A 21,975-nucleotide genomic window follows, 5' to 3' on the forward strand; every position below is an offset into this window, starting at 1 on the left:
GATGCTGGATATTTCTGCGTGGTTCAACGACCTGCTGGCTGGCAACCTGATTTTCACCCCTACCACCTTAGGCTATTACTGGGAAGGGTTAGTCACGACAACTCAGCTTGTCTTTCTTTCGCTGATTGCAGGGTTAATACTTGCCGTACCACTGGCCATCATGCGCAGTTCGAAGCGCAAGTGGATTAGCTTGCCGGTCTATTTTTACACCTATGTATTTCGTGGCACACCGCTACTGATTCAGCTCTATATTATTTACTACGGCGTTGTGTTTATCGACGGCATCCAGGAAACCTTTTTGTGGCCAGTCCTACGGGAAGCTTTCTACCCTGCGTTAATTGCCTTCACCCTTAACACGGCGGCATACACCACCGAGATTTTCCGTGGAGCTATCAAAGCCACGTCTAAAGGGGAAATTGAAGCAGCCAGGGCCTACGGTATGTCCCAAAGCCTAATGATGCGACGAATTATTCTGCCCAGTGCCTTCCGGCGCGCCCTGCCCGCCTATGGCAATGAAGTGATCTTCATGCTGCACGCCAGCGCCATTGCTAGCGTTGTTACGTTAATGGATCTTACCGGTGCTGCGCGCTTTGTTTACGCCCGTTTTTACGCACCGTTTGATGCCTTCTTATTCGTCGCAGCTATCTACCTGTGTCTTACGTTTGCCATTTTATATTTCTTCCGTTTTTTGGAGAAAAAGCTGCTGGCCCACTTGCGGCCGCAAAATACCTAGCCTCACCAACGGTTAACCACATACGCCTGCGGCGAGGAAACAATCTAGGTTGGTTTAACGTCAAACAAACGTTAGTTCTTAGTCACGCTCCCTCTTTTCGTTCGTCCCAACCTAGGGTACGTTAAGAGGGATTCTATTTGGTGAACCTGTTTCTTACGGAGTATAAGAATGAAAAAATTACTAACAGTGTCTGTGCTTGGCTTAGCAATTGCGGCGGCTTCTTCTGCTCACGCGCGGGATTACGATCATGTTCGTATTGGGGTTGATGTTCCCTACGAGCCGATGGAATACCGCACCGCAGAGGGTGAGCTGACCGGTTTTGATATTGACCTTGGCAACGCCCTGTGTGAGCGCATTGGCGTCACCTGTGAGTGGGTTGAGCAAGAGTGGGATGGTATTATTCCTGGCCTGATGTCGCGTAACTACGATGCCATCATGTCCTCAATGACCATTAACGATGAGCGTCGTCAGCAGGTGCTGTTCTCCGACCCCTACATCACCATGCCGTCTGCTTGGTTCGCTCCCAGCAGCTTAGACATCAGCGAAGCCAATGAAGAAACCCTAGAAGGAAAAACTATTGGTGTTCAGCGCGGCACGCTGCAAGATAATTACGTGACCGACAACTTCAGTAACGTTGCTAGCATCAGCCGCTACTCCACCGCCGACGACATGGTGCTGGATATGGAAGCGCAACGCTTAGACATCGTGTTCCTCGACTTCCCGATTGGGCAGTCTACGCTGTTAGAAAGTGAAGAAGCGGAATACGTTGTGGTCGGCGAGCGCATCAGCGAGCCAAAAGAGTATTTTGGTGACGGCTTTGGCATCGCTTTCCGTCAGCGTGATGAAGCGCTAGCTGAAAAATTCAATGAAGCCCTTGCTGAGCTTCAAGAAGATGGCACTTACGATGAGATTTTTACTCGCTATTTTGGCGAAGAGTAAGCGCTAGTAGCCTATGTATGCCTCTCCATTGGAGAGGCATATAACGCGAGAAGCCATCATGCATACACATCACTTTTTAGCGCCAGTGCTGTTGCAATTGCCAGCCATATGCGCGCTCCGCCCAGGTACTAGCGGTGATATCGCTTGCTTTTACCTGAGCGAATGGTTCGACGAATAGCCTTCCCCTCTTGGCACGCCCGTGCCATCCCACGCCCCTGCGCGTGATCTTTGTAATGCGGAAATAACGCATTACGACCCTGCGCTTAGCGCACCCCACATGCTTTAGCTCATAAAAAATCGCCGCTAGGCATGTAATCAATACCTAAAAAACGCTTCAGGAGACGACTATGCGTTATGCAACGCTGCCCCTTGCCGCTATTTTAGCGGTTGGTTTTTCGACGACTTTTGTTACCCAACAGGCTGACGCCCGAGACTACGATGACATTCGTCTCGGTGTCGATGTCCCTTACGAACCCTTTATGTACCGTGAAGCAGACGGCACGCTGACTGGCTTTGAAATCGAGCTGGGTAACGCAGTCTGCGATTACCTAGAAGCCAACTGCACCTGGGTCGAACAGGACTGGGACGGTATTATTCCCGGCCTACTCGCCCGTAACTACGATGCCATTATGTCATCCATGGCGATTACCGATGAGCGCGCCCAGCGCGTGCTGTTCTCGGAGGCCTATTACACAACGCCCAGCGCGTGGATCACCACACAAGAGCGTGATATCGACATTGAAGACCGCGCTAGCCTAGAAGGTCTGACCGTCGGTGTTCAGCGGGCGACGCTACAGGATAACTACGTCACCGAGCTCTACGGTGACGTACTGGAAATCCGCCGCTATACCGGCGTAGACGATGTGGTGACCGACCTTATGGCCGGACGATTGGATCTCACCTTCATGGACTACCCAATTGCTGAGGCCGCGATTGATATCGATACGCCAGACAGCGACTTCCAGCGCATTAGCGACTTCATCAAACAGCCAGAGCATATTTTCGGCAAAGGGGTAGGTGTCGCCTTTCGCCAGCGTGACGAAGCCCTGGCAGAGCGTTTCAACGAAGCATTAAGCGCGCTGAAAGAAGATGGCACTTACGATGAAATTATGAACCGCTATTTCAACTACGATGTACGCTTGTAAGTACGTTTTATAAGTACGGTTTATAAGCACGATCTCTGCGCCGGCCGTTGGTCGGCGCATGTTCACCACCTGCTGATAACCCCTGGGAAGTACATGCTGACTCTTGTTAAAAACGCCCAGCTTTTCTCGCCAGAACCCCGCGGCCTGTGCCATCTACTTATCGCTGACCAGCGCATTGCAGCGGTAATAGACGCCTCCGAAGCGGTGAACTTAGGGCCATTAATTAGCACCGTCGATCTTGAAGGGCGTCGGGTCATTCCTGGTTTGGTCGACCCTCTGGTGCACTATATTGGTGGCGGCGGTGAAGGTGGTTTTGGCAACCGAACGGCAGAACTCAGCCTGCAAGATGCCTACGCCTCTGGCGTCACGACACTGATTGGTGCCTTAGGTACCGATGCGCTGACGCGCACCCCGGCCAATTTAATTGGTAAAGCCCGTGAACTCTTAGCAGGTGGCTTAACCGCTTATGCTTACACTGGCTCGTATCAACTTCCCCCAGTCACACTCACCGGTTCTATCGCCAGCGATATCCTCTATATTCCAGAGTTTATTGGCGTGGGCGAAGTCGCTATTAGTGATCACAGAGGCTCACAACCCACCACCCAAGAGCTAACCCGACTAGCCTCAGATGCGCGTACCGCAGGCTTGCTGGCAGGAAAATCAGGGATTGTTTTCATCCATACGGGCGATGCCGACTCACACCTGGAACCGCTGCGCGAGGTTGCCAAGCACAGTGCTATTCCGCTCTCACAATTCTACCCCACCCATATCAACCGCACCGCTGACTTATTCGAAGATGGCCTACGCTTCGCCCGCGAAGGCGGGTTTATCGACTTCACTACCAGCACCACGCCTGAACTATTAGCAGGCGGTGAAGTACCAGCATCAGAAGCAGTCGCTAGAGCGCTAAAAGCGCGTATTGACCCGAGCCAGATAAGCCTATCTTCCGATGCCAATGCCTCACTGCCAGAATTTGACGAACAGCACCGTTTTGTTGGTCTAAAACCCGGTAAACTAAGCAGTCTGTTCGAGGTGCTGGGTGAATGTATCAATGAACATCACATCACTATGGAGCAGGCGCTGAGATGTGCTTCAACAACCGCTGCTGACATCCTAAAGCTGCCCCGTAAAGGGCGTCTAGAAGAAGGAGCAGACGCCGACTTTATCGTGCTCGCCGAAGGGCCCTGGGCGATTGACCAAGTATGGGCCCTGGGCAAATCAATTTACGGTAGTAACCCTTAAGGTTGAACGACCAACCGACATTCCCAGACACCTTACCACCTGACCGAGTACCGAACTTGCTCAGCCAAATTGAGTCTGTAAACCAGTATAAAATTCACAAGGAAGTCTCATGGCTGAACAAACTACTGCAAACGTATCCTCCGAGACAGCTCCAGCTTGCGATATGCGCCCCTCATCTCACTGGACTGCCTGGGGGCAATGGCTGGCGCTATTCACCATGACCGTGGATCACCTTACCCGCTATGTGTTACCGGGAGACTGGGACTTAAGCTGGGCGGGTTCTTCGATTGGCCGTATTGCGTTTCCCTTATTTGCGGCCATGGTAGCCTGGCACGGGCTGTTTAATACCCGCAACCCACTGCGTTACTCACGACGCATACTGGTTATTGGCCTAGTGGCTCAGCTTCCTTATATGCTGATGCCGCGCTCGTCTGACGATTTTATTCTTAACGTCTGCTTCACCCTTGCCTGCGGTCTAGCGCTGGGAGCCTTGGTTCGCCAAGGTTGGCAGCACTATCAACAGCAGACCCTTGAGTTAGCGTGGTTACTGCTAGGCGCAGCAGTAGGCGTAACCGTTTGGTATTTGCTAGGGTTCTGGGTCGAGTACGGTCATAACGGTTTGCTACTGATCCCGCTCTTAATGTTTGCTATGCAGGCGCTAAGTGAAACCCGCGACGCGATGAAGTCGCGCTTATGGGCAGGTTTAGCCGCGTTTCCCGCACTTTGGATAGCCGGTCAAATGAATGCTTCCGACATGGCCAAATCATTTACCGTAGGCACCTGTGTAGTGGTGCTCATGCTTGCAGCAGGTGCCGCCCAACGCGTCCCTCCTGTTGCTTTGGCCATGCCCCGTCGCCTGTGGCTTGCTTGGTATCCAGGTCACTTTGCGCTAATTGCATTGTGGCTGTTGCTTAGCGGTCAGCTGGCGGGGTAATGACAGGCTCTGCGATACGCTTATTTACTTCTTCGCTCATCCAGGGTTGGTAACGACGCAGCCGAGCCCGACCCTCGGTTTTGGCCTGATACATTGCAATATCTGCCTGTTTTAATACGTCGCTATGGTCACACTTAGACGCATTAAAACAGGTGTACCCCATGCTCGGCGTTACCGTTAACCAGCGTTTTTCCAACCGATACTGTTCCGACAATACCTGCTGAATTTTACACATATAACGCTCGGCCTGTTGGTCCAGCTCCTCTGAAGCAAGCTCTTCAAATAATGCTAACAGTACAAACTCATCACCACTTAAACGCGCAGCTATGTCACCCTCGTTCAAACACTGCTCTAAGCGCCTTGCTACTTGCACCAATAAATCATCGCCTGCTGCGTGGCCTAAGGTGTCGTTAATCAGCTTAAAACGATCCATATCCAAAAACATCACTAACCCAAAGCGCTGCTCGCTAATCCGCTCATTACACAGCTTTTCTAAGCGTTCAATAAAGAGTCGGCGGTTAGGTAAATCGGTCAACGCATCATAGTAAGCTTGGCGATAAATAATTGCTTCGTTGCGTTTACGCTCAGTAAAGTCCTCTATAATTGCCACCCCACCAATCATTTGGTTACTGGCGCTTAGCACGCCGTTAAAAAACGCCCTTAGCGGTATCCCAGCAGTTGCTTTTGGGAACCGGTAAGTGCCTTCGTAATAGCCCGTACCTTTTTCTAGCGCATCATTAACGGCTTGCGCTACCTCATGATCAGCAGAGCGGGCCAGCATGTGGTAGCCAATCAACTGTGCCCGCCCAACGCCTAAAATGTCCAACAGTTTACGGTTGCAGTCAGTAATCACTCCCTGCTCATTGAAGTGCAATACCCCTAGCGGTGAGTGCTGAAATATAGAACGATAGCGATTCTCGCTTTCTCGCAGCTGCGTTTCCCGCGAGGCCATGCTTACCCGCAGTGCAATATTGTCGTGAATAGTGCGACTAAAACGGCGGCTCGTAGTGACAATCAAGCCTAAAAAAAGCACCAGCATTAAGCCAATCAACACAGAGAGCGGCGACCCCTGTAGTAAAAACTGCAGCTTTAGGGGCAGCAAAATTGGCAACACGAAACCTAGCGCGACCCACCAAACAGAAGAAAGCGTGGTAACGCCTCCCGCAGAGATACCCGCCAAAACAATCGAAAGCGCCGCAATTTGTCCCGGATGGTCATGGCTAAAGAGCAACAGACCTGTGGCTCCCCAGACACAGCCAGATGTAATAGCGCCAATAGCAAACCAGCGCAACCAGCGGCGGCGCTGTTGATGCGCAGCTGGCAAGCGCTTAAAACGCTGCGCAAGCAACAAACGCAGTCCAGAAATCGCGGTAAGTGTTATAAACCAACCAATTAACAAACTAGCGTCCACCACTGGCCACATCGCAGCTATCAAGAGCCCGCCGGCTGCCACACTACTTAACACTGGCTGCCAAAGATTATCGTAAAGCAGGCGCACTTTTTCACCGCGTAAGCGCAGTTGTGTTAAATGGTGTTCACGCTGATAGTCACTGCGTAGACCCGAGGCAGTCGCGGTTTCTCTTACGGATGCTCGTCCGGAAATCGTCGCAGGGGGTGCCATACAAACTTCCTTTTAATTAGCTGGTTTATAAACCAATCTTTTTAGTTCATTGCATCTATTCCTTTGCTATCTCTTTTAGCACGTTTACCAAGTAAACGTAGCCTATTCACTCAATAAAAAAGCCGCCAGAAATAGGCGGCTTCAACAGTGTTCACTATTAAAATTAAAGCGATGCTTCAAAACTCCACGCCACGGGCGGAGCTTCCGGCAGTAGTGTGTGGCAGGCACGCACTTTTTCAAGCAGCTCGGCATGCGTGTCAGCGACGATATTCACATGTGCCAGCTTCCGCCCTGCCCGCTCTTCCTTGTCATAACGGTGCAAGTGCGCATTGCTAATCGCCAGCATTGCGGCATTGTCGCCTTCCTGTCCAATCACATTCACCATACAGGTCGGCGCAATGGCTTGGGTGCTGCCAAGCGGCAGGCCTTGAACAGCACGCAGATGATTCTCAAACTGGCTAGTGACCGCACCGTCCATGGTCCAGTGACCGGAATTATGCACCCGTGGAGCCATTTCGTTAGCCAACAGGCTGCCATCACGCGTTTGAAATAACTCCAATGCCATCACACCTACGTACTCCAGCTCATCCAACAGCATGCGAATGTAGCTGTCAGCAGTCTCTTGAACGCTGGCTGCTAAGTCCGGCAGTGGCGCAACCGAATAGCGCAGAATGCCATCCACGTGCTGGTTTTCCGCCATGGGGTAAAACACCACTTCCCCATCGCGACCGCGCACGGCAATCATCGAAACTTCCCGCACAAAATCGACAAACGCTTCAACAATCAGTTGGCGATGACCAATGCTGTTCCACGCCTCTTCCGCCTGCTCCGGCGCTTTTAACACCGCTTGACCTTTACCGTCGTAGCCTTCGGTGACCGACTTGGCAACCACCGGATAGCCCAACTCATTGGCCGCCGCTTCAAGCTGCTCAGCGCTTTCAACCACACGGTAAGCAGGCGTCGGAATTCCTAAATGGTCAAACAGCGCTTTCTCTTCTACCCGGTTTTGACACACCGCGATGGCACGGCTTCCTGGGTAAACAGGCTTGTGCTGTTCGATTTGCTCTATCAGCGCGACCGGCAGGTGCTCAAACTCATAGGTCACGACATCGACCTTATCGAGAAATTCTGCCAAGTGCTGGTTATTGGGGTCGACGATGACGTCGCCAATACCTGCGCTCGGGTTGCCGGTAGTGTCTAAAAACGTGAAGCGATTACCTAGCGGGTAGCCCGCCAGCGCCAGCATGCGGCCCAGCTGGCCTGCGCCTAATACGCCGATGTTTTTTGAAATGCTAGCGTTCATGACCAGAACTCCTTAGTTCGCTTCCGCATCAGGCCGTGGGTCTGGGTTATCCAACACCAGTTGGGTTTGCTCAGCGCGGAAGGTCTCAACCGCTTCGCGCACGGTGCTATCTTGCAAACCAACAATCTGTGCCGCCAATAAGCCAGCATTGGTCGCGCCCGCTTTACCAATCGCCAGTGTGCCAACAGCAATGCCGCCAGGCATCTGGGCGATGGAAAGCAGCGAATCTAGGCCTTTCAGCGCTTTAGATTCCACCGGCACGCCTAGCACCGGCAGCGCCGTTTGAGAGGCCACCATGCCGGGCAAGTGGGCAGCACCGCCAGCGCCAGCCACAATCACTTGCAGGCCGCGTTCAGCAGCGCTTTTAGCATAGTCGAACAGCAAGTCAGGGGTACGATGGGCAGAGACAACGCGGGTTTCATAAGGAACACCTAGCCGCTCTAGCATCGCCACTGCGTGCTCCATGACGGGCCAATCAGATTTCGACCCCATGATCACGCCCACTTTAGGTGCGCTGTTCGACATGCAAAAACTCCTCGGCCAAAGGCCTACGAAAGCAATAAAGCGTTTAACAAGCCGCTAACCACAGGCGGCTTACCAGGAAATTAGAAGGCGCATAGTCTACCAGAGCGTGTGCTTTTGGGCGCGTTTGTAAATAGATCGAAATTTTAATCAAAGTAGCATTGAAAAGCGCGCGACTTGGCGGCATTGTGTGATTGTCATTTCAGACTGATGGAGTCCCATGAGTACGGCATACTCAACTGCTCACGCAGACACGCTAGATCCTCCGCGAAGCAGCCCTGACCTCGATGTCAGGGATTTAGAAAAACGTACGCGCCTTATGCGTATCATTACCCGCCTGATCGCCGTATCAGATTTGGGAAGCCGCGAAATCGCCCGCCGGGCGGGGCTTCCAGTGCAAAAGATCAGCGACCTACTCGCCGGAAGGCTAGAGCATTTAGGCATTGACGAACTCAATGTCTTACGTCGCACTCTAGAACTGGAGACGCCATAGCAACAGTTGCTACCTAACGTCACTATTTACCCCATATTTATCTTTTATTTACTATCAGGCTGGCCCATGGGCTAGCCTGTTTTCGTTTTAAAACAGTTCGTTAGCGCTCTAAGATTAAGGGAGCATTAAGAAACCTGCGCTAACCCATTGACACGCATCAATTTTTTATACTACCAAAGGCGTAACCTTAGCGTATCCACTTCATTCGCCTGCAACAACGACGTTTTATTAGCGACGTTGGTAACAGCGACATTTTTATTAGCTAAGGAGGCGTTATGGACGCCATACGCCGGTCGTTACTAGGCCAGCTGGCCCGCCTAAGTGCAGGCGCTGCCCTAGTACCGTTTTCCAGCCTTGCCAGCGCAGGCATCAATCAGCAGCCTGTTCGTCGCGAAGGCGACCCCACCAAACGTTATGGCATGTTGATTGATCTGCGCCAGTGTATCGGCTGCCAGGCCTGCACCGTGTCGTGTCATATCGAAAACGCCGCGCCGTTAGGCCAATTTCGTACCACAGTTGCCCAGTATGAAGTGCAGCATCAAGAGAGTGGTGAGCTAGCTACGTTTATGCTGCCCCGGCTGTGCAATCACTGCGAAAACCCACCCTGCGTGCCAGTTTGTCCCGTTGAAGCGACCTACCAACAGCAAGATGGCATCGTTGTGGTGGATAGCGACCGCTGTGTCGGCTGTGCGTACTGCGTTAACGCCTGCCCCTACGATGCACGCTTTATTAACGAACGCACTCAAACCGCCGACAAATGCACGTTCTGTGCCCATCGTCTAGAAGCTGGGCTGCTACCCGCCTGTGTTGAAAGCTGCGTAGGCGGCGCGCGGATTATCGGCGACATGCGCAATCCAGACAGCCAAATCAGCCGTCTGATCAACGAGCATCGCGACGCCCTTATGGTGCTACAGCCAGAAAAAAACACCCTCCCCCAGGTGTTCTATTTAGGTATGGACGAACGATTCACCACACGCCCCGTGGCAGAACCCGTGGCGCTTGAAGTGCTCGACCCCCACGGCCAGGAGATGGGCTATGAATTCCACCATTGAATTACTCGCACCCCGTTACGACATCGCCTGGTATCCCTGGGCGGTACAGTACTTTTTTATGATCGCAGTCTCCTACGCGAGCCTATGGCTAGCAGCCCCGGCATTAATCTTTGGCAAAAAAGCCTGGCTGCCCACCGCACGTCTAGCGCTCATCGCCTGCGTCAGCACAACGTTAGTCGCACCGGTGGCTCTATTAGCAGACCTGCACCAGCCACTGCGCTTCTGGCACTTCTACGCCTATGCCAACACTCACTCGTGGATGTCGATTGGCAGCGTGGTACTGCCGCTCTATCTGATCAGCGTCTTAGGCTTCGCCTGGCTGGCCTGGCGTCCCGCACTGCAAGCTCGGCAACAGACAGCGGGGTTCAGCGGGTTGATCGCCAAGTGGCTGAGCATGGGCAGTGGTTCAACGCCCAAAGTACTGGTGGCAATAGTGGGGTTAGCCGCCTTGTTACTGTCTAGCGGCATCATGCTCTATACCGGCGCGGAACTGGCTATCGTCAAAGCTCGCCCCTTATGGAACACGATTTGGCTACCGCCCATGCTGGTCGCCACCGGATTTATCGCCGCCGCTGGGTTAGTACTGGTGTTAAACCGTGTGAGCGGTATCTGCTCATCCGCCACCACCCGGCAAATGCTCTATGTCCTGTTGGCCTTTTGTGCGCTGGCAGGGCTTATCGCGCTTAGCTGGCTATTAGATGGCCTGAATGCCCACGTTGGCTCAGTAGCGGCGGCGCTGGAGTCTGTCCGTTACAGCCCCTCTTGGCGCAGTACCGCACTGTGGGGTGGCATTACCGGCGTTGCGCTATTTGCCAGCATTGTGTTTCTGCTAACACGCACATCAAAGCGCCAGCCAGCACTGTTTGCCTGGGCATGGTTACTGGGGCTGGTGGCCATTCATATGGGCTGGATGTTCCGCTGGGTAGTGCTGATGGATGTTCAACACGTAGCCCGCAACAGTGCAGGTTTCCACCACTACGGCATTCCTGCTGGCTCTTCCGGCATCTTAGGCATTGTCGGCACCTTTGGGCTGTGGCTGGCGGCCATTTTACTGATCGACCTATTACTTCCGTGGCGACAGGCCCAACAAGGTGGCCAGCTATCCGCCAACGACCAAGACGCGTCTCGCGCCCCACTTACTGCTAATAAAGGAGCGCCTAGTCATGGCTAAGTCTGCTCAAGACCCCTCACGCCGTCGCTTTCTAAAAGGGGCTGCTGCCGCTGGCGGTGCCGCTACCTTTGCAGTGGGCTACGCCGACCCGCTGGCCAAAATGGCCAAAGGTATTACCGGCAGCGCGGGTGAAAAACCGCTGCACAACATTCATGGCAACTCATTAACGCCTGAATATCGCGTTGATTTAGCGACCGGCGAACTCACCCTAACACCCGATCAGCGGGTCGCTTTTACCATTTGCTACGGCTGCACCACCCAGTGCGGTGTGCGCGTGCGGGTCGATGACACCCGCGGTGAAGTGCTACGAGTCTCTGGCAACCCTTATCATCCGCTTTCTGCCGATGACCATTTGCCTATGCGTACGCCGGTGGCGGATGCGCTGCGCAGTGTGAGTGCTTACGCAGAACAGGGCCAAGTCAACCGCTCTACCGCGTGTGCCAGGGGCAACGCGATGATGAGCCAAATTACCAACCCATTTCGTGTCGACCACTGCCTTAAGCGGGTCGGTGAACGAGGCAGCCGCGAGTGGCAAAAAATATCGTTTGAGCAACTGATCGAGGAAATTTGCGAAGGGGGCGACCTGTTCGGTGAAGGTCAGGTAGACGGCCTGCGTGACATTCGCGACCATGACACGCTGATTGACCCCAACAATCCGGAGTACGGCCCCAAGGCTAATCAGCTGATGGTCATGGAAGCCACCGACTACGGGCGCTCAGATTTACTTAAACGCTTCACCTTAAACGCCTTTGCGACCCGCAACTATGGCCACCATGGCGCTTACTGTGGTTTGGCATTCCGCATGGGCTCTGGGGCAGTGATGAACAACATCGTCACTAACGCTCACGTAAAGCCAGATATACAGAACGCACGCTTTATTATGTATATCGGCTGCGCGCCCAGCCAAGCAGGCAACCCGTTTAAGCGCCAGGGCCGCTTGATTGCACAGGCACGCGCCGCCGGTACGCTGGAATATGTGGTGGTAGACCCTGCGCTGAACGCTGCCACCTCCCACGCCGCTGATAACAATCGTTGGGTACCTATTCGCCCTGGCACCGACAGCGCCTTTGCCATGGCGCTTATTCAGTGGCTGCTGGAAAACGACGGCTATGCGCAGGCGTTTCTTGAGCTGCCCGGCCAAGCTGCCGCCGATGCAGCAGGCGAAACCACCCACTCCAACGCCACGCATTTAGTGATTGATACCTTCGAGCACCCGCGCCGGGGTTACTTTTTGCGCGCCAGCGACCTTGGTTTTGCCGACCCAGGTAGCGATGCCGACATACCGGTAGTGGTGTCAGAGGGCGAACTTGCCCTCAGTGAAGAGGTAATGACCGCCGAGCTGTTTGCCGAACGCCCAGTCACCCTGGCGGATGGCACGACGGTCACCGTCAAAACTAGCCTTGCGCTACTGCGTGAATCCGCCAATGAGTACGACATAGATACCTACGCTGAACATTGCGGCATTCCCAAGGCAACGATTATCGAGCTTGCCCAACGTTATGCTAGCCATGGCAGAAAAGCCGCCGTTAACTGCCACGGCGGCATGATGTCAGGCAATGGCTTTTACGCCGCGTTTGGTGTGCAAATGCTTAACTTGCTGGCTGGCAACTACAATATGAAAGGTGGCAGCGCCGTAGGTGGCGGCACCTACAGCGGCACCGGCGAAGGCCCCCGCTACGACCTCGCCAACTTCCCTGGCAAGCGTGGCCCTCAAGGGGTATTTCTCTCCCGCTCTCGTTTTCCCTATGAGAAATCCTCGGAGTACCAGCGCAAGGTCGCGGCAGGCGAAAACCCCTATCCGGCGAAAGCTCCTTGGCGCTCACTGGCACCGCCAACGCTTACCGAGCACTTACCTTCCGCGCTGGATGGCTACCCCTATCCCATCAAAGCGGTGATTGGCTGTATGGCTAACCCGATTTATGGTCAAGCTGGCCTGAAAGGCGTGATTGTCGATAAGCTGAAAGACCCCAAGCGGTTAGGGCTATTTGTGGCCGTCGATGGGTTTATCAACGAAACCAACCGCTACGCCGACTACATTGTGCCTGATTCGGTAATGTACGAAGTATGGGGCTTTGCTGGTTCCTGGAAAGGCACCCTGGGCAAACTCTCCACCGCCTGCTGGCCAGTGGTAGAACCCCGCCAGCAAAAAACAGCCGAAGGCGAGCCAGTATCTATGGACAGCTTCTTTATCGCCGTTGCTAAACGGCTAGGGCTGCCAGGCTTCGGCGACAACGCTATTCCCGATGCAGATGGCAATCTTCACCCGCTCAACCGCGCTGAAGACTATTACCTACGGGCGGCCGCCAATATCGCCTTTCAAGATGAACCGCTGCCAGAAGCGAGCGCCGCAGACATTACTCACGGCGGCATTGCCCCGCTGCTGCCCAAACTCGAACGTACACTTAAAACCGACGAGCGCGGCCGCGTTGCCTACCTTTACGCCCGGGGCGGGCGCTTCGAGGATGCCAGCGAACACTTTGTCGGCGAGCACTTGAAACACCAGTGGAAAAGAACGCTGTGTATTTACAACGAGTCGGTAGGCACCAGCATTGATACCACTAACGGGCTCCCCAACAGCGGCGTGCCCTGTCACAAGTTGCCCCAGCTCGCCAACAAGCGACCCATGCGCGAGGTATTTTCAGAGCAGGAGTGGCCGCTGCTAGCGTTTTCATTCAAATCTAACCTGATGAACTCTTACGCTATTGGCAACGAGCGGCTAAGAATGATCAAGCCGTACAATCCTGTGCAAATGCACCGCCAAGACGCCGAGCGCTTCGGCATCCAGCATGGCGACACCATCCGCATTGAAAGCCCAGGCGGAAGCGTCGTGGGGCTTGCGCTGGTTAGCGAAAGCGTTGTGCCCGGCGCATTGGGCATTGAACACGGCTACGGCCATCGGGATTTAGGAGCCACACCGCATACCATTGATGGCAAACCTCAGCCAGATATGCCCTGGATGCGGGCCGGTATCAACATCAACGACCTAGGCTTTCAAGACCCAACACGGGAAGTAGGCGGTACATGGCTAGAACCCATCAGCGGTGCCAGCGTGCGCCAAGGCTTACCGGTTAAAGTGAGCCGCGTGTAACGTGGATGGGGTAGTGACGTTACATAGCGATCACTACCCCACCCAAGGCGATGACAATCACCACCATCCACGCAGGCAGTTTCCAAACGGTCAGCAGTAAAAACCCCGTCAACGCCAGAACAAATTCATAAGGCCCAATAATCGCGCTGGTCCATACTGGTTGATATAGCGCCGCGCCTAAAATACCCACCACTGCCGCGTTAGCGCCGCGCATCAACGCCTGGGCGCTCTGCCAGCGGCGAAAATGATTCCAAAAGGGCAACACCCCCACCAACAGCAAAAAGCCAGGAATAAAGATCGCCAACAACGCCAGCAGCGCACCCACCACACCATTCATACCGGGCAGTAATGCGCCTAAGTAAGCAGCAAAGGTGAACAGCGGCCCTGGCACCGCCTGGGCAGCCCCATAGCCTGCCAAAAACTCATCTGCGGTAATCCAGCCGGATTGCACCACTTCCGCTTCCAACAGCGGTAAAACCACATGCCCACCGCCAAATACCAGCGCGCCAGAACGATAAAATGCATCTGCTACCGCTAGCCACGCGGCGCTACCGGCCAACAACGGCAGCAAACCCAGCAGCGTCGCGAATAGCACTAACGCGATAGTGCCTGCACGGCGAGATACCGGAAAATGCAGTGGTTCGCTAGGCGTAGCAGTAGCCACCATACGGCACAGCGCCAACCCCGCTATGCCACCCAGCACAATAGCGGCGACCTGCCCCAGCGGCCCGCTGACCATGACCACAACAAACACTGCCGCCAGCGCAATCCCCACCCGGGTTTTATCGGGGCAAAGGTTACGCGCCATGCCCCACACCGCGTGGGCCACAATGGCCACAGCCACCACTTTTAAGCCATGAATAATGCCGCTGGCAATCGGGCCATCCAGTACCGCCGCGCCAAACGCGAACAGCACCAATACAATGGCGGAAGGTAGCGTGAACGCTAGCCACGCCATGGCCGCGCCCCAAGGGCCAGCGCGCATTAACCCCAAGGCAAAGCCTACTTGGCTACTGGCTGGCCCCGGCAAAAATTGGCACAGCGCCACAAGATCCGCGTAGGCGCTTTCACTTAACCACCGGCGGCGCTCCACAAAGGCCGTACGAAAATAGCCTAGGTGCGCCACCGGCCCGCCAAACGAGGTCAACCCCAACGCCAAGAACGCCCAAAACACCTCGCTTACCCGACCGTTCAGATGCTGTTTTTCAGCCATAGCGTACGCTACCCCGTGTGAACAAAAGGCCTAACCTACCTATTAAAACTGACACGGTGATGACAATGTGCACCATCACCCAGCCGGATGAGCCGCCACCGCGGGTGCGCTGACGCTTACACCGCGCTACAAAACCTGCCTATTCAATGCGTTAAGTAGCGCGTGGTAACGAATATCGCGAGGAACGAGCGAATGAGGCACCCGCGGCAGGCGGCGGAACGACGCCCATCGCCGCTACTCTCAACCTCCGTGGGTGCGCTAACGCTTACACCGCGCGACTAAACCTTCCCTTATATGCAGGTTAGTCAGTAACCGCACCCGTGCTGGCAGAGCTGACCAACTTGGCATACTTCGCCAGCACACCTTTGCGATAGCGCGGTTCTGGCTGCTGCCAGGCGGCACGGCGACGCATCATTTCTTCATCACTGATGTCGACATCAATGGTGTCGGCTTCAGCATCAATGGTAATGGCATCACCATCTTGCACCAGCGCCAACGGGCCACCATCGAAGGCTTCCGGTGACACGTGCCCGACAACAAAGCCATGGCTGCCGCCGGAGAAACGCCCATCGGTAATTAGCGCCACATCATTACCCAACCCACGCCCCATAATGGCAGAGGTTGGCGTAAGCATTTCGCGCATGCCGGGTCCGCCTTTCGGGCCTTCATAACGAATCACCACCACATCGCCTGCCACCACGGTGCCGTCGTTAATGCGCGCCTGGGCTTCTTCTTCAGAGCCAAACACCCGTGCCGAACCGCTAAAGCGCGTTCCTTCTTTACCCGTAATTTTGGCCACTGCGCCTTCCGGTGCTAGGTTGCCAAACAGGATACGCAGGTGGCTTTCGGCTTTAAGCGGGTTACCCAGCGGCGCAATAATCTGTTGATCCATAGGGTAAGGCTCAACGTCTTCCAGGTTTTCGGCCAGCGTTTTACCCGTCACCGTTAAGCAGTCGCCGTGCAGTAATCCAGCATCCAGCAAAATTTTCATCAACGGCTGAATACCGCCAATCGCCACCAGCTCGCTCATCATATAGTGGCCGCTGGGGCGCAGATCAGCGACCACCGGTACGCGCTTGCCAATCTCAGTGAAGTCAGAAAGCGACAGTTCAACGCCAATGGTGCGCGCCATGCCAATCAAGTGCAGCACCGCGTTAGTCGAGCCACCCAGCGCAATCACCACGGTAATCGCATTTTCAAATGCTTCGCGGGTCATGATGTCAGAAGGTTTGATGTCACTGGCCAACAGCGCCAGCACGGCCTCACCTGCCGCTTTGCAGTCATCACGCTTGTCTTGGGAAATGGCGTTCTGCGCCGAGCTACCCGGCAGGCTCATACCCAATGCTTCAATGGCAGACGCCATGGTATTGGCGGTGTACATACCGCCACAGGAACCCGGGCCAGGAATCGCGGTTTCTTCGATGTTTTTGAGCTCGATCAGATCAATATCACCGCGGGAGTGCGCGCCCATCGCCTCAAATACCGACACGATATCGGTATGGCCTTTACCGGGCATAATGGTGCCACCATACACAAACACGCTGGGGCGATTCAGCCGCGCCAAGCCCATCACGCAGCCCGGCATATTTTTATCGCAACCGCCGATAGCCACCAGCCCATCAAAGCCTTCACAACCCGCTACGGTTTCAATGGAATCAGCGATCACCTCGCGGGAAACCAGCGAGTACTTCATGCCTTCCGTGCCGTTAGCGATGCCATCGGAAATAGTAATGGTATTAAAGATCACCCCTTTGCCACCCGCCGCGTCGGCACCGTCACGGGCGAACTCTGCTAACTCACCAATGTGGCTATTGCACGGGGTCACCATGCTCCAGGTAGAGGCAACGCCCACCTGGGGCTTAGTAAAGTCATCATCGTTAAACCCCACCGCCCGCAACATCGCGCGGCTGGCCGCTTTGCCAGGGCCGTCCACTACTTGAGAAGAGTGGCGGCGGGTATTGTTAGTAGGCTCGGTCATAGGGAGTTCCTCTTTGCTTGACTCACATCGCGTTACGCACGGTATCCGCATAGCTTGGCGATATAACGCGCATCCCGCAAGACACTTAACTTATGGCACCATAGTGCTACGCGCTATTCCCACTGCCTAATGCCGCGAAGGAACACCACCGCATGCCTGCCAATTCACACTGCTCACCAACACCGTTCTCGCCAACGTCGCTTACCCCTGGCTTTATGGTGGTGCACGCTAACCGCCTGGAAGACTTGCGCGGGCTGGTGGTTCAGTGGATGCGCTTGCACCCGTTGGGGCCGCTGGAAAACGAGACCATTCTGGTGCAGAGCAACGGCATTGGGCAGTGGTTAAAACTAGCGCTGGCGGAAGACCCAGAAAACGGCGGCGCAGGCATCGCCGCCGCGTTGGATGTCATGCTGCCTGCGCGGTTTCTATGGCAGGCCTACCGCACGGTGCTCACCCACGTTGATCAAGATGGTGACGCGGTACCTGAAACCTCGCCGTTTGATAAATCGCGCTTGGTATGGCGGCTGCTGCGCCTGCTGCCCAGCCTATCTGGGCAGGAAGTGTTCGCACCGTTGGCACAGTTTTTGGAAGTCGACCGCGACCAGCGCAAACACTACCAACTGGCCGAGCGGCTGGCGGATTTGTTCGACCAGTATCAAGTCTACCGCGCCGACTGGCTGGATGCCTGGGCCAACGGTGACGACGTACTGATAACCGCTCGGGGCGAACCCCGCCCGCTGGAAGAGCATCAGCGCTGGCAACCTGCGCTATGGCGCATACTGCGCGAGGATGTCGCCACCACCCAAGGCGATGCAGGTCTGAACAGTAGCCGCGCCCAGGTGCATCGGCGCTTTTTGAACGCCACTGAACAGCTGGAAGGCCAACCCTGCCCGCGCGGCCTGCCCCGGCGGCTAATCATTTTTGGTATTTCATCGCTGCCCCAACAAACCCTGGAAGCGCTAGCGGCGCTCTCGCGCTGCTGCCAAATTGTGCTGTGTGTACACAATCCCTGCCAGTTCTACTGGGCGGATATCATCGAGCACAAGGATTTACTGCGCGCCAACCGCTACCGCCAGCGGCGCAAAACCGGTATGCCCGAAGCGCTAGATGTACTGGGCACTGGCGACGCCGACGATGCCCTGCATCTACACGCCCAGCCGCTACTCGCTGCCTGGGGCAAGCAGGGCCGCGACTACCTGCGCCTGCTGGATGAACACGACGATTCGGGCAACTACCAAACCTTGTTTGAGCAGCAGGCGCTGCGCATTGATATGTTCGAGCCGTTTAACGGCGTTGATCGCGACTGCCTGCTCAGCCAACTCCAAGATGATATTCGCGAACTTCGCCCCGTGGCGGAAACCAAAACTCACTGGCCCGCGCTAAGTTCGGCAGATGACTCCATGGTGTTTCATATTGCCCACGGCCCCCAGCGGGAAGTTGAGATTCTTCACGACCAGTTGCTGGCCGCCTTCAGTGCCGACCCCGATCTGCGCCCACGGGATATCATCGTCATGGTGCCGGATATCGACCGCTACGCGCCGCATATCGCCGCAGTGTTTGGCCAGCTACAAAACGATGACCCGCGGCATATCCCCTATACGCTTTCCGACCAAGCCAGCCGCCACCGCCTGCCGCTAATGATTGCCCTGGAAAAGCTGCTGCGCCTGCCAGAGCTGCGTCTTTCGGTCAGCGATTTGCTGGATCTGCTCGATGTGCCCGCTCTGCGCCAGCGCTTTGGGCTTGAAGAGCGTGACCTGCCGGTGCTAGAGCGCTGGATGGAAGGCGCAGGCATCCGCTGGGGGCTGAACGCCAAGCAGCGCCAGACTCTCGAACTTCCTGGCGGGCTAAGCCAAAACACCTGGGCCTTTGGCCTGCGCCGCCTGCTGCTGGGCTACACCGTGGGCGAAGGCCACGCATGGCAAGGCATTGAACCGTTTGACGACATCGGTGGGCTGGAAGCCGGCCTTGCCGGGCCGTTAGCCACCCTGCTGGAAAAGCTCGAAGAGACCTGGGAAACCTTCTGCCAGCCCACTGATCCCGCCAGTTGGGTAGCGCGGCTGCGCACGCTGCTAGAAACCTTCTTTCTTACCGACGACGCCCAAGAAAGCGTGATGCTCACCAAGCTGGAAAACGGTTTGCAGCAGATGCTGGAAAGCAGCGCAGAAGCTCAATTAAACGACCCGCTGCCGCTTTCCATGGTGCGTGAACACTGGCTGGCACAGATTGATGAACACAGCCTTTCCCAGCGCTTTCTAGCAGGTGCGGTTAACTTCGCCACGCTAATGCCCATGCGCGCCATTCCGTTTAAGCGCGTGTGCCTGCTAGGCATGAACGACGGTGAATACCCACGCTCCCAGCCACCGCTAGATTTTGACTTAATGGGCAGTGACTACCGCCCCGGCGACCGCTCCCGCCGGGAAGACGACCGCTACCTGTTTTTGGAAGCGCTGCTCTCCGCCCGGGACCAGCTCTATATAAGCTGGGTCGGCAGAAGCCAAATCGACAACACCCCGTTACCGCCTTCGGTGCTGGTCGGCCAACTGCGTGACCACCTAGAAGCAGGCTGGCAGCTCGAGAACGGTACGCCGCTGCTGGAAGCGCTGACCACCGAGCACCCGCTGCAGCCGTTTAGCCGCGTTTACTTCAACAACGCAGCAAACCGACTCTTTACCTATGCACATGAATGGCGCGAGGTACACGCACCGCGCACGCCTCAGGCTGCCCAAACTACACTTCCCCCACCGGAAAACACCCCGACCAGCCTGACGCTTGGCCAATTGGGCCAATTCCTGCGCGAGCCAGTACGTGCCTTCTTCAATACCCGACTGGGGGTGTATTTCGAGCAGGAAGCAATTGCAGAGCTGGACGAAGAACCGTTCGCCCTGGATGGCCTGCAAAACTGGCAGCTGCAAGACCAACTGATCGCCGCCCAGCGCTACGCCATTGATCGCGGCGAGCCACGCATCGAAGCACTGCACGCAGCCCTTGAACGCTTCCAGGGCCAAGGTGTACTGGCCATGGGCGCCTTTGGCGAGCGCATGCGCGATGCGTTAGCAGAACCCATGGAAGCGCTGTTCACCGGCTATGAAGACGCTCTAGGCGCTTGGCCGATTGCGCTAGGTGACCCAGAAGCCATTCACTTGGAAGGCAAGAACGGTATTACGCTGGAAGATTGGCTGGGCGAACTACGCCAGGATGATGCGGGCAACCGCTGCCGCCTGTTATTACTCAGCAGCAGCCTGGTCAAGAACGGCAAGTACCAGTGGCATCTGCTGCTGCGCCACTGGGTTGCGCATTTAGCTGGCAACCTCAGCGGCCCGATGACCACACAGCTGCTTTCCAAGGCAGGCAATATCACCCTGGAACCTGTCGCTGCCGACACCGCCCGCGCCCACCTGGAAACCCAGCTAAACGCCTGGCAACATGGCCTGGAAGTGCCGTTACCGCTGGCCCTCCAGGCCGCCTTTGCGTGGCTGACAAAGCTGGGCACACCAGACATTGCCACTGAGAAAGGTCAGGAAAGCGACGCCTACGCCGCTGCCGTAAAAGTCTATGAGAGCGGTTACAAAACCACCGGCGAAGTCGAGCAAAGCCCTTATCTCGGCCACCAGTGGCCCCGCTTCGAGCGGCTGTTTTTCGACCGCATAGAAGCATCTGATGATGGCCAGACACACACCTTCGCCACCCTGACAGACGCCCTCTACGCCCCGCTATTCAAGGCCGTCAAAAAGCCAGAGGGTAAAAAGCCGGAGGGTAAAAAGCAATGAAACGCCAGAAGGCCATCAGCGATACACCTTGCTTAACCGACCATCTATACATAGAATTGTATGTATAATAAAACATATTTTAATACGTGTAGTTTAATACATCCAGAGGTTAACCATGGCCACCTTACTTGAACGTCCAGAAGACGCGGTCTCAGCGACTGCCATGGCGCGCACCTTCAGCGCTCGACTCAAAGAAATATCATCACGTTCGACGGATAGACTCGTGGTGTTCAAGGATAACCAGCCTGCCGCGGTACTGATGAACGTTCAGGCCTATCAGGATCTCGTTGATGAGCTTGAAGACCTGCGTATTGAGGCTATCGCCCGAGACCGCCTAGCGAGCTACCAGGCAGATCAGGCCGTCTCGCACGATGACATGCGCGCTCTATTTAGTCAGAACGATTGAGCCATGGCCTGGCATCTGCGCTATCACCCTGATGTTCAAAATGATCTCACCCGCTTGGGCTCCGCTGCAGCGAATCGCCTCCTTGATGTTATTGAAGAGAGGATCCGCGACGGCGAGCCTGACAAACTCGGCAAACCCCTTCGAGGCGCTCTAGCAGGCTGTAGGCGGATGCGTACGGGTAATACGAGAATCATCTATAAAGTGGATGGATCCGCTATCCAAGTGCTCATCATAGCGGTAGGAGCCCGGCGGGATGACGAAGTGTACGAACTTGCCAACCGGCGTATATAGCCAATCGGGCTTGTGTCTTGCTGGAACTCGGCTCTGACACTCGACCCAGGCTATTGCGCTGGCCCAGTCACAGCCCA

17 protein-coding genes are annotated in these 21,975 nt (G+C 55.5%); 12 read left to right on the plus strand and 5 right to left on the minus strand.

The window, feature by feature from the left end:
* The first annotated feature begins 1 nt into the window (after window position 1).
* The 5 genes from CR46_RS0112455 (at window position 2) to CR46_RS0112475 (ending at window position 4,993) form a co-directional block, all read left to right on the plus strand.
* Window positions 2–733 (plus strand): ABC transporter permease, encoded by a 732-nt coding sequence (locus CR46_RS0112455; RefSeq protein WP_030073365.1) that lies wholly within the window; start codon window positions 2–4, stop codon window positions 731–733.
* Window positions 734–901: 168 nt separating this feature from the next.
* Window positions 902–1,672 (plus strand): transporter substrate-binding domain-containing protein, encoded by a 771-nt coding sequence (locus tag CR46_RS0112460; protein ID WP_030073369.1) that lies wholly within the window; start codon window positions 902–904, stop codon window positions 1,670–1,672.
* A 347-nt stretch (window positions 1,673–2,019) separates the two neighbouring features.
* Entirely contained in the window at window positions 2,020–2,817 is a 798-nt protein-coding gene (locus CR46_RS0112465; RefSeq protein ID WP_030073371.1) for a transporter substrate-binding domain-containing protein, read from the plus strand.
* A gap of 93 nt (window positions 2,818–2,910) precedes the next feature.
* Window positions 2,911–4,059, plus strand: a complete 1,149-nt coding sequence (iadA, locus tag CR46_RS0112470) for a beta-aspartyl-peptidase (protein ID WP_030073373.1) — start codon at window positions 2,911–2,913, stop codon at window positions 4,057–4,059.
* A 109-nt stretch (window positions 4,060–4,168) separates the two neighbouring features.
* Window positions 4,169–4,993 (plus strand): TraX family protein, encoded by an 825-nt coding sequence (locus CR46_RS0112475; RefSeq protein ID WP_030073375.1) that lies wholly within the window; start codon window positions 4,169–4,171, stop codon window positions 4,991–4,993.
* Here CR46_RS0112475 and CR46_RS0112480 read toward each other — a convergent pair.
* The 3 genes from CR46_RS0112480 to purE all read right to left on the minus strand — a co-directional run bounded on the left by CR46_RS0112480 (window position 4,971) and on the right by purE (window position 8,442).
* Window positions 4,971–6,614: a sensor domain-containing diguanylate cyclase gene (locus CR46_RS0112480; RefSeq protein ID WP_030073377.1), complete on the minus strand. Its 1,644-nt coding sequence runs from the start codon at window positions 6,612–6,614 to the stop codon at window positions 4,971–4,973. The genes CR46_RS0112475 and CR46_RS0112480 overlap by 23 nt on opposite strands.
* A gap of 163 nt (window positions 6,615–6,777) precedes the next feature.
* The gene (locus CR46_RS0112485; RefSeq protein ID WP_030073379.1) at window positions 6,778–7,917 is read right to left on the minus strand and encodes a 5-(carboxyamino)imidazole ribonucleotide synthase; all 1,140 of its coding nucleotides are present in this window, start codon (window positions 7,915–7,917) and stop codon (window positions 6,778–6,780) included.
* Between the two features lie 12 nt (window positions 7,918–7,929).
* Window positions 7,930–8,442, minus strand: a complete 513-nt coding sequence (gene purE / locus CR46_RS0112490) for a 5-(carboxyamino)imidazole ribonucleotide mutase (RefSeq protein WP_030073381.1) — start codon at window positions 8,440–8,442, stop codon at window positions 7,930–7,932.
* 217 nt (window positions 8,443–8,659) lie between these two features.
* Here purE and CR46_RS0112495 point away from each other — a divergent pair, with 217 nt between their 5' ends.
* From CR46_RS0112495 to CR46_RS0112510, 4 genes are all read left to right on the plus strand, one after another.
* Window positions 8,660–8,932 (plus strand): XRE family transcriptional regulator, encoded by a 273-nt coding sequence (locus CR46_RS0112495; protein WP_030073383.1) that lies wholly within the window; start codon window positions 8,660–8,662, stop codon window positions 8,930–8,932.
* 275 nt (window positions 8,933–9,207) lie between these two features.
* Window positions 9,208–9,984, plus strand: coding sequence for a sulfate reduction electron transfer complex DsrMKJOP subunit DsrO (gene dsrO / locus CR46_RS0112500; protein ID WP_030073385.1), 777 nt, complete (start codon window positions 9,208–9,210; stop codon window positions 9,982–9,984).
* Window positions 9,968–11,155, plus strand: coding sequence for an NrfD/PsrC family molybdoenzyme membrane anchor subunit (gene nrfD, locus CR46_RS0112505; protein WP_030073387.1), 1,188 nt, complete (start codon window positions 9,968–9,970; stop codon window positions 11,153–11,155). The genes dsrO and nrfD overlap by 17 nt, the downstream gene beginning before the upstream one ends.
* A complete protein-coding gene (locus CR46_RS0112510; protein ID WP_030073390.1) occupies window positions 11,148–14,243 on the plus strand; it encodes a molybdopterin dinucleotide binding domain-containing protein in 3,096 nt (1,031 codons plus the stop codon). Before nrfD ends, CR46_RS0112510 begins: the two co-directional genes overlap by 8 nt.
* 19 nt (window positions 14,244–14,262) lie before the next feature.
* Here CR46_RS0112510 and chrA read toward each other — a convergent pair whose 3' ends face one another.
* Together chrA and ilvD are read right to left on the minus strand one after the other, a co-directional pair.
* Window positions 14,263–15,456 carry a chromate efflux transporter gene (gene chrA / locus CR46_RS0112515; protein WP_030073392.1) on the minus strand — a complete coding sequence of 398 codons (1,194 nt, stop codon included), beginning with the start codon at window positions 15,454–15,456 and terminating at the stop codon, window positions 14,263–14,265.
* A 301-nt stretch (window positions 15,457–15,757) separates the two neighbouring features.
* Window positions 15,758–17,434, minus strand: a complete 1,677-nt coding sequence (gene ilvD / locus CR46_RS0112520) for a dihydroxy-acid dehydratase (protein ID WP_030073394.1) — start codon at window positions 17,432–17,434, stop codon at window positions 15,758–15,760.
* Window positions 17,435–17,586: 152 nt separating this feature from the next.
* On the opposite strand from ilvD, the gene recC reads away from it, so the two are divergent.
* The 3 genes from recC (at window position 17,587) to CR46_RS18685 (ending at window position 21,898) form a co-directional block, all read left to right on the plus strand.
* Window positions 17,587–21,201, plus strand: a complete 3,615-nt coding sequence (gene recC, locus CR46_RS0112525; RefSeq protein WP_030073396.1) for an exodeoxyribonuclease V subunit gamma — start codon at window positions 17,587–17,589, stop codon at window positions 21,199–21,201.
* Window positions 21,202–21,316: 115 nt separating this feature from the next.
* Window positions 21,317–21,607 carry a hypothetical protein gene (locus CR46_RS0112530; RefSeq protein WP_035536706.1) on the plus strand — a complete coding sequence of 97 codons (291 nt, stop codon included), beginning with the start codon at window positions 21,317–21,319 and terminating at the stop codon, window positions 21,605–21,607.
* 3 nt (window positions 21,608–21,610) lie between these two features.
* Window positions 21,611–21,898, plus strand: coding sequence for a type II toxin-antitoxin system RelE family toxin (locus CR46_RS18685; RefSeq protein ID WP_030073398.1), 288 nt, complete (start codon window positions 21,611–21,613; stop codon window positions 21,896–21,898).
* Window positions 21,899–21,975: the final 77 nt, after the last annotated feature.

The sequence above is a fragment of the Vreelandella neptunia genome (genome assembly GCF_000712975.1).
Classification (GTDB): Bacteria; Pseudomonadota; Gammaproteobacteria; order Pseudomonadales; family Halomonadaceae; genus Vreelandella; species Vreelandella qaidamensis.

Excerpts from the sequence above, each read along its gene's own strand:
- CR46_RS18685 (WP_030073398.1), top strand. The coding sequence starts at position 21,611 with ATGGCCTGGCATCTGCGCTATCACCCTGATGTTCAAAATGATCTCACC.
- nrfD (WP_030073387.1), top strand. The coding sequence starts at position 9,968 with ATGAATTCCACCATTGAATTACTCGCACCCCGTTACGACATCGCCTGG.
- CR46_RS0112455 (WP_030073365.1), top strand. The coding sequence starts at position 2 with ATGCTGGATATTTCTGCGTGGTTCAACGACCTGCTGGCTGGCAACCTG.
- CR46_RS0112480 (WP_030073377.1), bottom strand. The coding sequence starts at position 6,614 with ATGGCACCCCCTGCGACGATTTCCGGACGAGCATCCGTAAGAGAAACC.
- CR46_RS0112465 (WP_030073371.1), top strand. The coding sequence starts at position 2,020 with ATGCGTTATGCAACGCTGCCCCTTGCCGCTATTTTAGCGGTTGGTTTT.
- CR46_RS0112530 (WP_035536706.1), top strand. The coding sequence starts at position 21,317 with ATGGCCACCTTACTTGAACGTCCAGAAGACGCGGTCTCAGCGACTGCC.
- CR46_RS0112485 (WP_030073379.1), bottom strand. The coding sequence starts at position 7,917 with ATGAACGCTAGCATTTCAAAAAACATCGGCGTATTAGGCGCAGGCCAG.
- chrA (WP_030073392.1), bottom strand. The coding sequence starts at position 15,456 with ATGGCTGAAAAACAGCATCTGAACGGTCGGGTAAGCGAGGTGTTTTGG.
- dsrO (WP_030073385.1), top strand. The coding sequence starts at position 9,208 with ATGGACGCCATACGCCGGTCGTTACTAGGCCAGCTGGCCCGCCTAAGT.
- CR46_RS0112510 (WP_030073390.1), top strand. The coding sequence starts at position 11,148 with ATGGCTAAGTCTGCTCAAGACCCCTCACGCCGTCGCTTTCTAAAAGGG.
- CR46_RS0112495 (WP_030073383.1), top strand. The coding sequence starts at position 8,660 with ATGAGTACGGCATACTCAACTGCTCACGCAGACACGCTAGATCCTCCG.
- recC (WP_030073396.1), top strand. The coding sequence starts at position 17,587 with ATGCCTGCCAATTCACACTGCTCACCAACACCGTTCTCGCCAACGTCG.
- ilvD (WP_030073394.1), bottom strand. The coding sequence starts at position 17,434 with ATGACCGAGCCTACTAACAATACCCGCCGCCACTCTTCTCAAGTAGTG.
- purE (WP_030073381.1), bottom strand. The coding sequence starts at position 8,442 with ATGTCGAACAGCGCACCTAAAGTGGGCGTGATCATGGGGTCGAAATCT.
- CR46_RS0112475 (WP_030073375.1), top strand. The coding sequence starts at position 4,169 with ATGGCTGAACAAACTACTGCAAACGTATCCTCCGAGACAGCTCCAGCT.
- iadA (WP_030073373.1), top strand. The coding sequence starts at position 2,911 with ATGCTGACTCTTGTTAAAAACGCCCAGCTTTTCTCGCCAGAACCCCGC.
- CR46_RS0112460 (WP_030073369.1), top strand. The coding sequence starts at position 902 with ATGAAAAAATTACTAACAGTGTCTGTGCTTGGCTTAGCAATTGCGGCG.